The 14,029-nt window shown below is 40.3% G+C and carries 13 protein-coding genes; 12 read left to right on the plus strand and 1 reads right to left on the minus strand.

What is annotated here, in order from left to right:
* Positions 1 to 213 precede the first annotated feature (213 nt).
* The 6 genes from mecA to sufU all read left to right on the plus strand — a co-directional run bounded on the left by mecA (position 214) and on the right by sufU (position 5,980).
* Positions 214 to 969, plus strand: coding sequence for an adaptor protein MecA (gene mecA / locus ACOMA9_RS03745; protein ID WP_151380058.1), 756 nt, complete (start codon positions 214 to 216; stop codon positions 967 to 969).
* Positions 960 to 2,126, plus strand: coding sequence for a glycosyltransferase family 4 protein (locus tag ACOMA9_RS03750; RefSeq protein ID WP_003028442.1), 1,167 nt, complete (start codon positions 960 to 962; stop codon positions 2,124 to 2,126). Before mecA ends, ACOMA9_RS03750 begins: the two co-directional genes overlap by 10 nt.
* A gap of 91 nt (positions 2,127 to 2,217) precedes the next feature.
* Entirely contained in the window at positions 2,218 to 2,988 is a 771-nt protein-coding gene (gene sufC / locus ACOMA9_RS03755; RefSeq protein WP_330944862.1) for a Fe-S cluster assembly ATPase SufC, read from the plus strand.
* A gap of 39 nt (positions 2,989 to 3,027) precedes the next feature.
* Positions 3,028 to 4,290: a Fe-S cluster assembly protein SufD gene (gene sufD, locus ACOMA9_RS03760; protein ID WP_330944805.1), complete on the plus strand. Its 1,263-nt coding sequence runs from the start codon at positions 3,028 to 3,030 to the stop codon at positions 4,288 to 4,290.
* 15 nt (positions 4,291 to 4,305) lie between these two features.
* The gene (locus ACOMA9_RS03765) at positions 4,306 to 5,538 is read left to right on the plus strand and encodes a cysteine desulfurase (RefSeq protein WP_270206937.1); all 1,233 of its coding nucleotides are present in this window, start codon (positions 4,306 to 4,308) and stop codon (positions 5,536 to 5,538) included.
* A complete protein-coding gene (gene sufU / locus ACOMA9_RS03770) occupies positions 5,525 to 5,980 on the plus strand; it encodes a Fe-S cluster assembly sulfur transfer protein SufU (protein ID WP_330944806.1) in 456 nt (151 codons plus the stop codon). The genes ACOMA9_RS03765 and sufU overlap by 14 nt, the downstream gene beginning before the upstream one ends.
* Positions 5,981 to 6,436: 456 nt before the next feature.
* Here the strand turns inward: sufU and pbp3 are convergent, their stop codons facing one another.
* Entirely contained in the window at positions 6,437 to 7,678 is a 1,242-nt protein-coding gene (gene pbp3 / locus ACOMA9_RS03775; protein WP_270206934.1) for a D-alanyl-D-alanine carboxypeptidase PBP3, read from the minus strand.
* Between the two features lie 157 nt (positions 7,679 to 7,835).
* Between pbp3 and ACOMA9_RS03780 the strand changes: the two genes are divergently transcribed.
* From ACOMA9_RS03780 to ACOMA9_RS03805, 6 genes are all read left to right on the plus strand, one after another.
* Positions 7,836 to 9,179, plus strand: coding sequence for a DEAD/DEAH box helicase (locus tag ACOMA9_RS03780; RefSeq protein ID WP_330944807.1), 1,344 nt, complete (start codon positions 7,836 to 7,838; stop codon positions 9,177 to 9,179).
* A gap of 159 nt (positions 9,180 to 9,338) precedes the next feature.
* Positions 9,339 to 10,148 (plus strand): amino acid ABC transporter permease, encoded by an 810-nt coding sequence (locus ACOMA9_RS03785; protein WP_003028435.1) that lies wholly within the window; start codon positions 9,339 to 9,341, stop codon positions 10,146 to 10,148.
* A complete protein-coding gene (locus tag ACOMA9_RS03790; RefSeq protein WP_421424694.1) occupies positions 10,148 to 10,891 on the plus strand; it encodes an amino acid ABC transporter ATP-binding protein in 744 nt (247 codons plus the stop codon). The genes ACOMA9_RS03785 and ACOMA9_RS03790 overlap by 1 nt, the downstream gene beginning before the upstream one ends.
* 110 nt (positions 10,892 to 11,001) lie before the next feature.
* Positions 11,002 to 11,226 (plus strand): DUF4059 family protein, encoded by a 225-nt coding sequence (locus ACOMA9_RS03795; protein WP_421424696.1) that lies wholly within the window; start codon positions 11,002 to 11,004, stop codon positions 11,224 to 11,226.
* A 63-nt stretch (positions 11,227 to 11,289) separates the two neighbouring features.
* Entirely contained in the window at positions 11,290 to 12,201 is a 912-nt protein-coding gene (trxB, locus tag ACOMA9_RS03800) for a thioredoxin-disulfide reductase (RefSeq protein ID WP_151380051.1), read from the plus strand.
* Between the two features lie 375 nt (positions 12,202 to 12,576).
* Positions 12,577 to 13,953, plus strand: a complete 1,377-nt coding sequence (locus tag ACOMA9_RS03805; RefSeq protein WP_003031075.1) for an amino acid permease — start codon at positions 12,577 to 12,579, stop codon at positions 13,951 to 13,953.
* Positions 13,954 to 14,029 lie beyond the last annotated feature (76 nt).

The following is a 14,029-nucleotide window of genomic DNA, read 5'->3' on the forward strand; positions in this document are numbered from 1 at the left end:
GTCAGTTATGGTAAGATGGTAGTAGCTCATAGTTTTTCCTCGGGTTCTGTTTGTGTGGTTACTTACAGTTTACACCAATGAAACGCTATGAGTTTTTTTGTTGCACTATATTTTACAATTTATCATTGACAAAAGAAGACAAAGGCTATCTATTTTTTGTAAAAAAACCGAAATTTTAGTATAATGGAAAGACTAGAAGTATGAGGTAATGCGATGGAAATGAAGCAAATTAGTGATACAACGATTAAAATCACAATAAAATTAGAGGATTTAGAAGAACGTGGGATGGAAATGGCAGATTTTCTCGTTCCACAAGAAAAAACAGAAGAGTTTTTCTATGCAATTTTAGATGAGTTGGAAATGCCAGAGAGCTTTTTGGATAGCGGCATGCTCAGTTTTCGTGTGACACCAAAGCCCGACCGATTGGATGTCTTTGTCACCAAGTCTAAGATTGATAAGAATCTGAACTTCGAGGATTTGGCGGATTTGCCAGATGTAGAAGAGCTGTCTCAAATGTCTCCAGATGAATTTTTAAAGACATTAGAAAAAAATATTTTTGAGAAAAACAAAGACGATATGGAGGCTGTTCGGTCTTTGGAAATGGCAGAAGCAGAAAATAATACGAGCACTTCTGACATAGAAGATCAAGAAGAAAATAGTGACGACCTTACTCAAAAATATATCTATTATATCTTGAAATTTTCCAGCTTGAAAGAAGCGATTGTCTTTTCTAAAACAGTAGACTATGCTGTTAACACTTCGGAGTTGTACAAAATGGATGGTTACTATTATTTAACAATCTTGGTTGATATTGAAGGACATCCTAAGCGTTATCCAGCTTGGCTTCTGGCTTCTATGCGTGAACATGCAGAAGACACAGATGTGACAAGAGCTGTTTTACAAGAGCATGGTTATTTATTGCTTGTCAACGAGGCAGTTGCCAGTCTTAAAAAGGTTAAATGCTTATGATTCCCTTCCCTTTAAAATTCATTTTGGTGTTGCTTGGAACCTTTTTCATTGGTGTGATTCTCACACCTTTGGTGCGTCTATTAGCATTTAAGATAGGCGCAGTTGATTATCCAAATGCTCGGAGAATCAATAAAAAACCGATGCCAAGCAGCGGCGGTTTAGCTATTGTCATTGCTTTTTCGGTTGCTACACTTGTTTTTATGCCGATGATTGTGCAGGCGACCTTTCATGGAAAAAGTTATTTTGATTATATTTGGCCTGTTGTCTTAGGAGGCGGAATCATTGCTCTGACAGGATTGATTGATGATGTAAAAGAGTTGAAGCCTTTAGCAAAGATGTCAGGAATTGTGTTGGCTGCCAGTTTGATTTGGTTATTGACGGATTTCCGTTTGAATCATTTTAAAATCCCTTTTGGTGGGCCGCTGCTGCACTTTGCTCCTTGGTTGTCTTTCATTTTAACCGTTATCTGGATTATTTCGATTACTAATGCCGTTAATTTGATTGACGGGTTGGACGGATTAGTGAGTGGTGTATCCATTATTTCGCTGGTGACAATGGGGATTGTTTCCTACTTTTTCTTGCCAGATCACAATGTCTTTCTAACCTTAACTATTTTTGTCTTGGTCATGTCTATCGCAGGATTTTTTCCTTATAATTATCATCCAGCTATCATTTATCTAGGAGATACAGGTGCGCTGTTTATCGGTTTTATGATTGCGGTTTTATCACTTCAAGGTTTGAAGAATGCGACAGCTGTTGCTGTGATTACTCCGATGATTATTCTGGGGGTGCCGATTACAGATACCTTTTTAGCAATTGTCCGTCGAACTTTATCTGGGCAAAAGTTTTACACACCAGACAAGCGGCATCTTCATCATCGGCTGTTATCCTTGGGCTTAACACATCGTGGGACAGTCTTGGTTATTTATGGCATTTCTATGATTTTTGCCATGATTTCTCTTTTGCTAAATGTTTCGAGCCGTATCGGTGGGACACTGTTAATTATTGGACTACTTTTTGGAGTGGAACTTTTGGTAGAACTAATTGGTGTTCTGGGGCCAAATCGAACACCGCTACTCAATATCCTTCGTTTTATCGGAAATTCTGCTTATCGGGAAGAAATCCGAACAAAGTTCAGAAATAGAAAAAAGAAGTAGACTTGCACTTAAACAAAATAAAAGCCTTTTTGGCTTTTTTTTGCTATACTTATAAGGTAAATGAATGGTTACAAAGAAAGGAAAGTTTGCCATGTCTGTGTTAGAAATCAAAGACCTCCATGTAGAAATTGAAGGAAAGAAAATCTTAAAGGGAGTCAATCTGACTCTTAAAACAGGAGAAATTGCCGCCATTATGGGTCCAAATGGGACAGGGAAATCCACCTTATCAGCAGCGATTATGGGAAATCCAAATTACGAGGTAACCAAAGGAGAAGTTCTCTTTGACGGTGTCAATATTTTAGAACTGGATGTGGATGAACGAGCTCGTATGGGGCTTTTTCTTGCTATGCAGTATCCAAGTGAAATTCCAGGTATTACCAATGCAGAATTTTTGCGTGCAGCTATGAATGCAGGTAAAGAAGACGACGAAAAAATCTCTGTTCGTGATTTTATCATGAAATTGGACGAAAAGATGGAATTGCTGAATATGAAAGAGGAAATGGCCGAGCGTTATCTGAATGAAGGCTTTTCTGGCGGTGAAAAGAAACGCAATGAAATCTTGCAATTGTTGATGCTAGAGCCAACTTTTGCGCTACTGGATGAAATTGACTCTGGACTAGATATTGATGCGTTGAAAGTGGTATCTAAGGGTGTCAATGCCATGCGTGGTGAAAATTTTGGAGCTATGATTATTACGCACTATCAACGCTTGTTGAATTACATTATGCCTGATGTGGTGCATGTTATGATGGATGGGCGAATAGTGGCTTCAGGTGGTTCGGAATTAGCTGTTCGTTTGGAGCAGGAAGGTTATGCCAAATTGGCTGAAGAACTTGGTTTTGATTACCAAGAAGAAGTTTAGTTACCCCTTCTTTTTGCTTGAAAAAGATAGGAGAATGAAATGACAAAAGAAACTATTAAACATTTTTCACAAATGCATGCGGAGCCTGAGTGGTTGGCGAATCTTCGTCAAGCTGCTTTTGATAAAATAGAAGAGTTGAAGTTACCGATTATTGAGCGTGTGAAATTTCATCGTTGGAACTTGGGAGACGGCACGCTGTCAGAAAGTGAGGCTCTTGCAAATGTGCCTGATTTTACAGCACTGAATAATCATTTGAAATTAGTTCAGATTGGAACGCAGACTGTTTTAGAGCAATTGCCGGCTGACTTGGCGGAGCAGGGTGTCATCTTCACAGACTTTTATTCTGCTCTTGAGGAAATTCCAGAAATTATTGAGAAACATTTTATGTCTTCTGTTAAATATGACGAAGATAAGCTAGCAGCTTACCATACAGCTTATTTCAATAGTGGAGCGGTGCTATATATTCCGGATAATGTTGAAATTAATCAGCCCATTGAAGGCATTTTTTATCAAGACAGTGAAAGTGACGTGCCATTTAACAAGCATATCCTGATTATCGCAGGGAAGCATTCCAAGTTTACCTATTTGGAGCGTCTGGAGACCTATGGCTCTGGGACTGTTCCCGTGACTGCTAATATCACGGTGGAAGTGATTGCACAGGCTGGTGCTCAGATTAAGTTCTCAGCTATTGACCGTCTGGGGGAAAATGTGACAGCTTATATCAGTCGTCGGGGTAAGTTGGACGATGATTCAATGACTGACTGGGCAATCGGGGTCATGAATGAAGGCAATGTGATTGCTGATTTTGACAGTGATTTGTTTGGTCGTGGCAGTCATGCGGATATGAAAGTGGTGGCTCTCTCTCGTGGTAGACAGATACAAGGGATTGACAGTCGCGTCACCAACTACGGTTGCAATTCAATCGGCAATATCCTCCAACATGGAGTTATTTTGGAAAAGGGAACGTTGACTTTTAACGGAATCGGTCACATTATCAAGGGAGCTAAGGGAGCAGATGCTCAACAGGAAAGTCGAGTACTGATGCTATCTGACCAAGCACGTTCAGATGCCAATCCTATTCTTTTGATTGATGAAAATGATGTCACAGCAGGGCATGCGGCTTCTATCGGTCAGGTAGATCCAGAAGATATGTACTATCTTATGAGTCGGGGACTGGATAAGGCAACTGCAGAACGATTGGTCGTGCGTGGATTCTTAGGCTCTGTTATCGTTGAAATTCCAGTTAAAGAAGTCCGTGCCGAGATGATTGAAACTATTGATGAAATTTTGGCTAAGAAATAAAAGATAGGAAAAGAAATGTCTAAACTTGATGTAGAAATCCTTCAGAGGGATTTTCCAATTTTGGATCAAATCGTCAATGATGAGCCTTTGGTTTATTTGGACAATGCGGCTACAACCCAAAAGCCTACTCAGATATTAGAGGTGATTGCAGCTTATTACGAAAAAGACAATGCCAATGTTCATCGTGGTGTTCACACACTAGCAGAACGGGCAACGGCAGCTTATGAAGCTGCGCGGGAACGAGTGCGCTCCTTTATCCATGCCGCTTCGACGAAAGAAGTTCTCTTTACGAGAGGAACGACGACTAGTCTCAATTGGGTGGCGCGCTATGCTGAAAATGTCTTGCAGCCAGGTGACGAAGTGCTGATTTCCGTTATGGAACATCATTCCAATATCATTCCTTGGCAGGAAGCCTGTAAGAAGACAGGTGCTAGATTGATTTATGCTTATCTGAAAGACGGCATGTTAGATCTCGCTGATTTTCGGTCGAAATTGACTGAAAAGACGCGATTTGTTGCTTTGGCGCATGTTTCTAATGTACTAGGTGTGGTGAATCCCATAAAAGAAATAGCAGAGTTAGTGCATCAGGCAAATGCTCTTTTAGTGGTGGACGGAGCTCAATCAGTCCCTCACATGAAGATTGATGTACAAGATTTGGACGTTGATTTCTTTGCATTTTCAGGTCACAAGATGCTAGGTCCGACTGGTATCGGTGTTCTCTATGGCAAAGAAGAGCTACTTGAGCGAATGTCGCCTGTCGAATTTGGTGGGGAAATGATTGATTTTGTCTATGAACAAGAAGCGACATGGAAAGAGTTGCCTTGGAAGTTTGAAGCAGGCACACCCAATATAGCTGGTGCTATAGGTCTAGCTGCCGCCATTGACTATCTGGACAAGATTGGAATGGAAACAGTTCATCAGTATGAGCAGGAATTGATAGCTTACGCATTTCCAAAATTACAAGCTGTTGAGGGGCTTACCATTTATGGTTCGGAGGACTTGGCTCAGCGGTCGGGTGTTATTTCTTTTAATCTAGCTGGGCTTCACCCTCATGATGTAGCAACAGCTCTGGACTATGAAGGCGTGGCTGTACGGGCTGGACATCACTGTGCTCAACCTTTGTTGAGTTACCTAGGAGTAGCAGCAACTGTTCGGGCTAGCTTTTATCTGTATAATACCAAAGTCGATTGTGATAAGCTTGTTGAAGCTTTGCAGAAAACAAAGGAGTTTTTCAATGGCACTTTCTAAACTAAATAGCCTTTATAAAGCAGTTGTGACAGACCATTCAGCTCACCCTCATCATCAAGGTCGATTGGAGGGCGTAGAACAAGTTAGTCTCAACAATCCTACGTGCGGTGATGTCATCAGCTTGTCGGTTCAATTTGATGAGCAGGGCGTGATTGAAGATATTGCCTTTGTGAATTCTGGCTGCAGTATTTCTACAGCTTCAGCCAGTATGATGACGGATGTAGTCCTAGGGAGGACGAAGGAAGAAGCGCTAGCTTTGGCAGAAATTTTTTCTCAAATGGTGCAAGGTAAGGATGATGAGCAGCAAAAGGAACTAGGAGACGCAGCTTTTTTAGCTGGTGTTGCTAAGTTCCCTCAACGCATCAAATGCTCAACCTTAGGTTGGAACGCTCTTAAAAAGGCGATTGAGGAAGCTGGAAATTCTGAAAAGTTGAGTAAATGAAGCTAAAATAAATAAGCTGAGACAAAAGTGCTCAGCTTTCTTTGTTTATATCGTTAGCATTACAGACGCAGTAGCTAATTGCTCAAAGCACTGCGTTGAGGTTACGGATAGAGCTTGAAAAGCAAGTCTCAAGGCGATTCGCTTTTCAAGCTTGGAAGAGTACTTTTGACGAAAACTTTGTTTTCTTTATCTGCCACCTCGACAGTCTCTCAGGCTGTTGAGCAACCTTGTGGGAATGAGACTACAAACTAAAAATTTTTGATTTTGAGTTTTGTCACATTCCCAATTACTATTGAATGAGCTATAATATGTTCTATATCAACTTTTACAGCCTATTTGTCATCAAGTTACATTTGCTTATTTCCAACCTCAAAAGCTTCCTCAAGTCTTTCGAGCTATGCGGAGATGAACGATGAAATCAAGCTTCTACGAAATACTGATTTCTATTTCGCTCGTTTATAATTTTTCATTGACATATTGGACAAATTCATTCCACCATGATTTGAGGAAGAAAGGACGACCAATTTTCTCTGCTGAAAGCATGGAAATAGTTGGTGGTTGCTTGTCAAGATAGCCTTTTCCAATCAAATCATTATCAGTATAGGTCAATTTCCCAACAACGACACCCTTTTTTAAAGGAGTGGGATAACCGTTTTTATCAGTTGAAAAATGGACAGTCGGTTTTTTATGATTGTATCTCCGCACAATAGTGAGTTTCTTACTTGCAACAGCAGTGACTTCATCTTTTTTCCCGTTAATGACGCGGGCAGAGCTTTTATTGTAGGCTTCGCCTTTTTTCACAAGAGTTTGGACTGTGAATTGTTGATAAATATAGGTCATAAATCTAGAGGTAGCCGTAAAGCGGGCATTCTCATCCTCATCTGCATGATTAACATTGAGGAGAACCGTAATCAAACGCATCCCTCTTTGCTGGATTGTTCCGACAAAGGAAGAGCCTCCTTTATCAGAAGTTCCAGTCTTGAGGCCATCTACTCCAGCTCGAAAGGCGGGCATGTTTTTGAGCATGTGGTTGGACGATGTAAGCGTCATGCCTGCAAAGTTAGACGTAGCTTTTTGGGTGATTTCTAGAACTTCTGGGTAATCAAGGATTAAACGCCGAGCAATAATTGCAACATCGTGAGCGCTCATTTTATTTTCGTCTTCTTTTCCCGAACCAGGATAAATATGTTCTTCTCCTAAAACAGAATTATTCAGTCCAGAAGCATTAACGATAGTAGCATCTTTGATTCCCCATTGCTGCAATTTAGCTTTCATCAAGTCAACAAATTTTTTCTCACTGCCAGCGACTTTTTCAGCTAAGGCAATCGCGGGGCTATTGGCACTTGCTATTAAAGAAGTTTCTAACAGTTCTTCGACAGTATATTTTCTAGCTTCCAAAGGAACGTTACTGGCGTCTGGATTAACGGTTAGTTGATAAGGGTAGTCAGAAATATCTACTGAAGTTTGTAAAGTGAATTTTCCTTGATGAATTGCTTCATAGACTAAATAGGCTGTTAGTAGTTTAGTAATAGAAGCAATTTCAACTGGCTGATTAGCATCTTTTTCATACAAAATTTTTCCGGTTGCAACGTCAACTGCGATAGCATACTTAGCACCTACTTCAAAGTTGTCCGCTAAAACTGTAGGAGCTAGGAAGATCAAGAGAGTCGTTACAAGAGTAATAATAAATTTTTTCATGGTCATCCCTTTTTTGTAAACTTATTATTATTGTATCATAAAATAAGGAGAGCTTCATAGAAAAGGGAGGAAATAAGAAGAGAAAAACATGATTCATTTTTATTTTTAAAGCAAGTTCTGGTATAATAGATAAGATAAGAGACGAATAGAGGAAAACATGAAATTTACAGAATTTAAGTTTAAAGATTATATCCAAGAGGCACTCAAGGATTTGAACTTTGTTGAGGCAACAGAAGTCCAGGAAAAACTCATTCCGGTTGTGCTTGCTGGTCGTGACTTGGTGGGAGAGTCCAAAACAGGTTCAGGGAAAACCCACACTTTCTTACTACCGATTTTTCAAAAGCTGAATGAAGATACAGATAGTGTTCAGGTTGTCATTACCGCCCCTAGTCGTGAGCTGGCTAGGCAGATTTATCAGGCTGCGCGTCAAATTGCTGCTTTTTCTGATAAAGCAATCCGAGTGGCTCATTACGTTGGTGGAACTGATAAAAATCGTCAGATTGGGAAATTGAGTTCCAGTCAGCCGCACATTGTCATTGGTACGCCGGGACGTATTTATGATTTGGTTGAATCTGGTGACTTAGTCATTCATAAGGCGCATACTTTTGTCGTTGACGAAGCTGATATGACACTTGATATGGGATTTTTAATGACGGTGGATAAGATTGCATCCAGTTTGCCGAAGGATTTGCAATTTCTAGTCTTTTCTGCAACCATTCCGCAAAAATTGCAGCCATTTTTAAAAAAATATCTATCCAACCCGGTCATTGAGCAAATCAAAACCAAAACGGTTATTTCAGATACTATTGAAAATTGGCTGATTTCAACAAAAGGACGTGATAAGAATGCGCAGATTTATGAAATCACACAGCTCCTACAGCCTTATCTAGCTATGATTTTTGTCAATACTAAGACACGAGCGGATGAATTGCATAGCTATCTGACAGCGCAAGGTCTCAAAGTGGCAAAGATTCATGGGGATATTGCACCGCGGGAGCGAAAACGGATTATGAATCAGGTGAAGAACCTAGATTTTGAATACATTGTTGCGACAGATTTAGCTGCGCGGGGAATTGATATTGAAGGCGTTAGTCATGTCATCAATGATGCGATTCCGCAAGATTTGTCCTTCTTCGTTCACCGAGTGGGACGAACTGGCAGAAATGGTCTATCGGGAACAGCCATTACACTTTATCAACCGAGCGATGATTCAGATATTCGTGAGCTGGAAAAATTGGGCATTCACTTCATTCCCAAGATGATTAAAAACGGAGAATTTCAAGATACCTATGACCGCGATCGTCGTGCCAATCGTGAAAAAACGCTGGAAAAATTGGACACGGAAATGATTGGTCTGGTTAAAAAGAGAAAGAAGAAAATCAAACCGGGCTATAAGAAAAAAATCCAGTGGGCTGTCAATGAAAAGCGCCGTAAGACAAAAAGAGCTGAAAATCGCGCACGCGGTCGTGCAGAAAGAAAAGCGAAACGTCAAAGTTTTTAGTCTTAAAATTTCTTTATCACTCTCATAAATAAAAACAATTATTCTTTAGAGAACGAATGTGATAGACTAGTCTTGCTAGTCTATTTTTATCGTAGTAAATAATTGGTGAAATAAAAAAATTGTGATAGAATTAGACATTATCGAGAAAGGGAAGTTACTATGATTGTTACAACAGTGATTTTAGCCTCTAATTGGTATCAAGAATTGGTTCAGAAGATTCCAGACGGACAGCTTTTTAGCTGGCGATCTGTGTTTGACGGACTACCAAGAATTATTGAAAAATTACCGACAACTTTGCTATTGACTTTGGGAGGAGCTTTTTTTGGCTTGATTTTGGCTCTCATTTTTGCTATTGTCAAAATTAACCGTGTGAAAGTTTTGTATCCTTTGCAGGCTTTTTTCGTTAGTTTTTTGCGAGGGACACCAGTGCTTGTTCAGCTCATGCTGACTTATTATGGGATTCCTTTGCTTCTGAAGGCCATCAACTTGCGATTTGGAACGGGCCTGAATATCAATGCTATTCCAGCCTATCTATTTGCCATTGTAGCTTTTGCTTTTAATGAAGCGGCTTACGCTAGTGAAACCATTCGAGCGGCGATTTTGTCTGTTGATGCTGGAGAAATTGAAGCAGCTCGTAGTTTGGGGATGACAAACGGACAGGTTTACCGCCGTGTTATTATCCCCAATGCAGCTGTGGTTGCCACACCGACCTTGATTAACTCTTTGATTGGCTTAACCAAGGGGACTTCTCTGGCTTTTAGTGCAGGGGTTGTTGAGATTTTTGCTCAAGCGCAGATTTTGGGTGGTGCAGATTACCGTTACTTTGAGCGCTTTATCTCAGTTGCTCTTGTCTATTGGGGCGTGAATATTGTGATTGAGGCACTTGGGCGGTTTATCGAAAAGAGAATGGCGATTGAAGCGCCTGATAATCTCAATCCACAAATACAGGCGAAAGGAGATGTTCGATAATGATTCGTATTTCAAATCTCAGCAAATCCTTTTCTGGACAAATGGTTTTAAACAATCTTAGTTTAGAGATTCAAAAAGGAGAAGTAGTTGCTTTAATTGGCTCATCTGGTGCGGGAAAATCTACTTTCTTACGCAGCTTGAATTATCTGGAACAGCCAGACAGCGGCACGATTGTCATTGATGATTTTACTGTCGATTTTTCTAAGATTAGCAAGGAAGAAATCCTAACCTTGCGACGAAAGTTAGCTATGGTGTTTCAGCAGTTTAATCTCTTTGAGCGCCGAACGGCTTTGGACAATGTCAAAGAAGGTTTATTAATTGTAAAAAAATTCTCAGACCAAGAAGCAACGAGTCTTGCCAAAGAAGAATTGGCAAAAGTTGGTCTGTCAGACCGTGAAAATCACTATCCGCGTCATTTGTCAGGTGGACAAAAACAGCGTGTTGCTTTGGCGCGTGCGCTTGCGATGAAGCCAGATGTTCTGCTTTTAGACGAGCCAACATCAGCACTTGATCCTGAATTGGTAGGGGAAGTTGAAAAATCCATTGCAGATGCAGCCAAGGCTGGTCAGACCATGATTTTAGTCAGTCATGATATGTCTTTTGTTTCGCAAGTGGCAGATAAAGTGCTGTTTTTGGATAAGGGACACATTATCGAAACAGGCACTCCTGATGAAATGATGAACCGCCCTAAAGAAGAACGCACAAAAGAATTTTTTGCCAGTTACAAACGGACATATATTTGATATAATAGAAAAAGAAGCCCAGTTGGCCTTGCTAGCTGGGTTTATTTTCAAGTTTGCGGCATTTGTTTTGAATGCCTTCAATTATAAAGTTATGAAATAGGGGAGTGGCTATGCTGTCTCAAGTTTTTTTACTCTATCTAGAGAGTTTACTGATTACGGCGCTATTGGTGGGGAGTTTTCTCGGATTATGGATTGGGCTTCGTGCTGTTCGACGTGTTGATAAAACAATCAAAGAGCGACAAGCTTATCTGTATGATATGCTATTGATTGCAGTGATGACGATTCCGATTTTATCCTTTGCAATGATGGGGATTCTGCTTATCTTTAGAGCATAATGTTTGAAAAAAGAGCTTAATAACGTTAGAATAACAATGATTACAATAAAGGAAGTAAATTTTATGTACGACACAATTATTATTGGAGCTGGACCAGCAGGCATGACAGCCGCGCTTTATGCTGCTAGAAGTAATCTCAAAGTTGCTCTTTTAGAAAGAGGCATCCCCGGTGGCCAAATGAACAATACCTCAGATATTGAAAATTATCCCGGTTATGCTAATATCAGTGGTCCAGAGCTAGCCGAAAAAATGTTTGAACCGCTCGAAAATTTGGGAGTGGAGCATTTGTTTGGCTCTGTTGAAAAAATCGAAGATCAAGGAGCAATAAAAAAAGTCTTTACAGAAGATGAGGTTTTTGAAACGAAGACACTTATTATTGCGACTGGTGCCTTTCACCGTCATCTAGGAGTACCTGGTGAAGAAGAATTAAACAGCCGCGGGGTTTCTTATTGTGCAGTCTGTGACGGCGCCTTTTTCCGAGATGAAGACCTACTTGTCGTGGGTGGAGGCGACTCTGCGGTAGAAGAAGCGATCTTTTTGACTCGTTTTGCAAAAACGGTGACCATTGTTCATCGGCGTGATGAATTGCGAGCCCAAAAGTTACTGCAAGAACGTGCATTTGCCAATGAAAAGATTCATTTTATCTGGGACTCAGTGGTAAAAGAAATCAAAGGTGACAACCGCGTTAGCAGCGTTGTGGTAGAGAATGTCAAAACAGGTGAAGTGTCGGAGCACAAATTTGGCGGTGTCTTTATTTATGTTGGTTTAGACCCAGTTAGTGAGTTTGCCAAAGATTTGGGCATTACCAATGAAGCAGGCTGGATTGTAACCGATAATCATATGAAAACGGCTATTTCTGGCATCTATGCTATTGGAGATGTTCGCGAAAAAGACCTTCGCCAAGTAACGACAGCTGTTGGTGACGGGGCAGTCGCAGGGCAAGAAGTCTACAAGTATATCACAGAGAATTTTTAGAGCGAAAGACCAAAATCATCTTGAAAATTTTTAGTTCATAGTCTCAGTCTCTCAGACTGCTGAGGTGGTGGATAAAAAACGAAGTGTTTGACAAAGGCATTCTTTCGAACTTGCTTCGCAAGTCCTATTTGCCACCTCAAAGACGTGCTTTGAGCAATCAGCTATTGCGTCGCTGGTTTATTGCACTATATACATTGGAACTGGAGACTTTCGTCCCAGCTTCTTTTTGTTTAATAAAAACACAGTGATGCATTGGAGGATTGGAAATGAAAGGGTTTCTTTTGATTTGTTCAATTCTCGTGCCCTCATAAATGACTAGTGAAATTGTCAGAATTGTGGTACAATAGAAAAGTTCATGTGAAAAGGAGGCTTCGTATGAGTGAAAAGAATTCTGAAAATAATAAGAATAAAATGGAACGTGGCTTAAAAAATCGTCATGTCCAAATCATTGCTATTGCTGGGACAATTGGAACGGGTCTCTTTTTGGGAGCAGGACGTTCGATTAGTCTGACAGGGCCGTCAATTATTCTCATTTACATGTTGACCGGCGTCTTTATGTATTTGATGATGCGGGCGATTGGAGAGATGTTGTATTATGATCCAGACCAGCACACATTTATCAACTTCATTACCAAGTATCTTGGGAATGGCTGGGGCTATTTTTCCGGTTGGTCCTATTGGATTTCCCTCATTTTTATCGGTATGGCAGAAATCACGGCAGTTGCACAATATGTCCAATTTTGGTTTCCGACTTGGCCGGCATGGCTGATTCAAATCGTCTTCCTTGCTGTTTTGAGTATGGTCAATCTGATTGCAGTCCGAGTTTTTGGTGAAGTTGAATTTTGGTTTGCCATGGTCAAGATTGTAGCGATTATTGCTTTGATTGTGACAGCGATTTTTATGGTGTTGACAGGCTTTAAAACGCCCAATGGTGTAGCCAGCATCAGCAATATCAGTCAAAATTTCCAATTATTTCCTAATGGTTTTATGAGTTTTGTCATGGGCTTTCAAATGGTCTTCTTTGCTTATCAAGCTATTGAATTTATTGGAATCACAACGTCTGAAACGGCAAATCCTCGGCAGGTATTGCCAAAGGCTATTAAAGAAATCCCCTTGCGGATCGTTCTTTTCTACGGTGGCTCTTTGCTTGCAATTATGGCGATTATCCCTTGGCGGGATTTAGCAACCACAGATTCCCCCTTTGTGATTGTTTTCAAGTTGGCAGGTCTCAAATGGGCTGCAGCTTTGATTAACTTTGTCGTATTGACTTCAGCTGCTTCAGCTTTAAACTCTACCTTGTATTCGACTGGGCGTCATTTGTATCAAATTGCACATGATTCACCTAATCGCTTTTTGAATGGGATCGGTGCTGGGAAATTATCTAGACAAAATGTTCCGCAAAACGCTATTTTGACCTCAGCGGTAGTGATTGCATTAGCTGCTTTTATTCAGGTGTTACCAGGAGTATCAGACTCCTTTGCTTTGATTACTGCTTCTTCATCAGGAGTTTATATTGCTATCTATGCACTCACTATGATTGCTCACCTGAAATACAGAAAATCAAAAGAATTTATGGCAGATGGCTATCTAATGCCAGCCTATAAGTTTCTCAATCCTCTTACTTTGCTCTTCTTTGCCTTTGTATTTATAACCCTCTTTTTACAAAAATCAACCGTTGTAGGAGCGATCGGTTCAGCTATTTGGATACTTATATTTGGTATCTATAGCCAATTGAAATTTAAAGATAAATAATAATATAATAAAACCAAGGATAAATTTGCGACTTTTTTAAAGTTGTTCCAAATGCACCTTGGTTTTTAAGATGTTT

The organism is Streptococcus atopicus (genome assembly GCF_049166725.1).
GTDB lineage: Bacteria > Bacillota > Bacilli > Lactobacillales > Streptococcaceae > Streptococcus > Streptococcus hominis.

Bases quoted from the DNA above. Each gene is read 5' to 3' on its own strand.
- mecA (WP_151380058.1), top strand. From the start codon at position 214: ATGGAAATGAAGCAAATTAGTGATACAACGATTAAAATCACAATAAAA.
- sufC (WP_330944862.1), top strand. From the start codon at position 2,218: ATGTCTGTGTTAGAAATCAAAGACCTCCATGTAGAAATTGAAGGAAAG.
- trxB (WP_151380051.1), top strand. From the start codon at position 11,290: ATGTACGACACAATTATTATTGGAGCTGGACCAGCAGGCATGACAGCC.
- ACOMA9_RS03795 (WP_421424696.1), top strand. From the start codon at position 11,002: ATGCTGTCTCAAGTTTTTTTACTCTATCTAGAGAGTTTACTGATTACG.
- sufD (WP_330944805.1), top strand. From the start codon at position 3,028: ATGACAAAAGAAACTATTAAACATTTTTCACAAATGCATGCGGAGCCT.
- ACOMA9_RS03805 (WP_003031075.1), top strand. From the start codon at position 12,577: ATGAGTGAAAAGAATTCTGAAAATAATAAGAATAAAATGGAACGTGGC.
- ACOMA9_RS03780 (WP_330944807.1), top strand. From the start codon at position 7,836: ATGAAATTTACAGAATTTAAGTTTAAAGATTATATCCAAGAGGCACTC.
- pbp3 (WP_270206934.1), bottom strand. From the start codon at position 7,678: ATGAAAAAATTTATTATTACTCTTGTAACGACTCTCTTGATCTTCCTA.
- ACOMA9_RS03785 (WP_003028435.1), top strand. From the start codon at position 9,339: ATGATTGTTACAACAGTGATTTTAGCCTCTAATTGGTATCAAGAATTG.
- ACOMA9_RS03750 (WP_003028442.1), top strand. From the start codon at position 960: ATGCTTATGATTCCCTTCCCTTTAAAATTCATTTTGGTGTTGCTTGGA.
- sufU (WP_330944806.1), top strand. From the start codon at position 5,525: ATGGCACTTTCTAAACTAAATAGCCTTTATAAAGCAGTTGTGACAGAC.
- ACOMA9_RS03765 (WP_270206937.1), top strand. From the start codon at position 4,306: ATGTCTAAACTTGATGTAGAAATCCTTCAGAGGGATTTTCCAATTTTG.
- ACOMA9_RS03790 (WP_421424694.1), top strand. From the start codon at position 10,148: ATGATTCGTATTTCAAATCTCAGCAAATCCTTTTCTGGACAAATGGTT.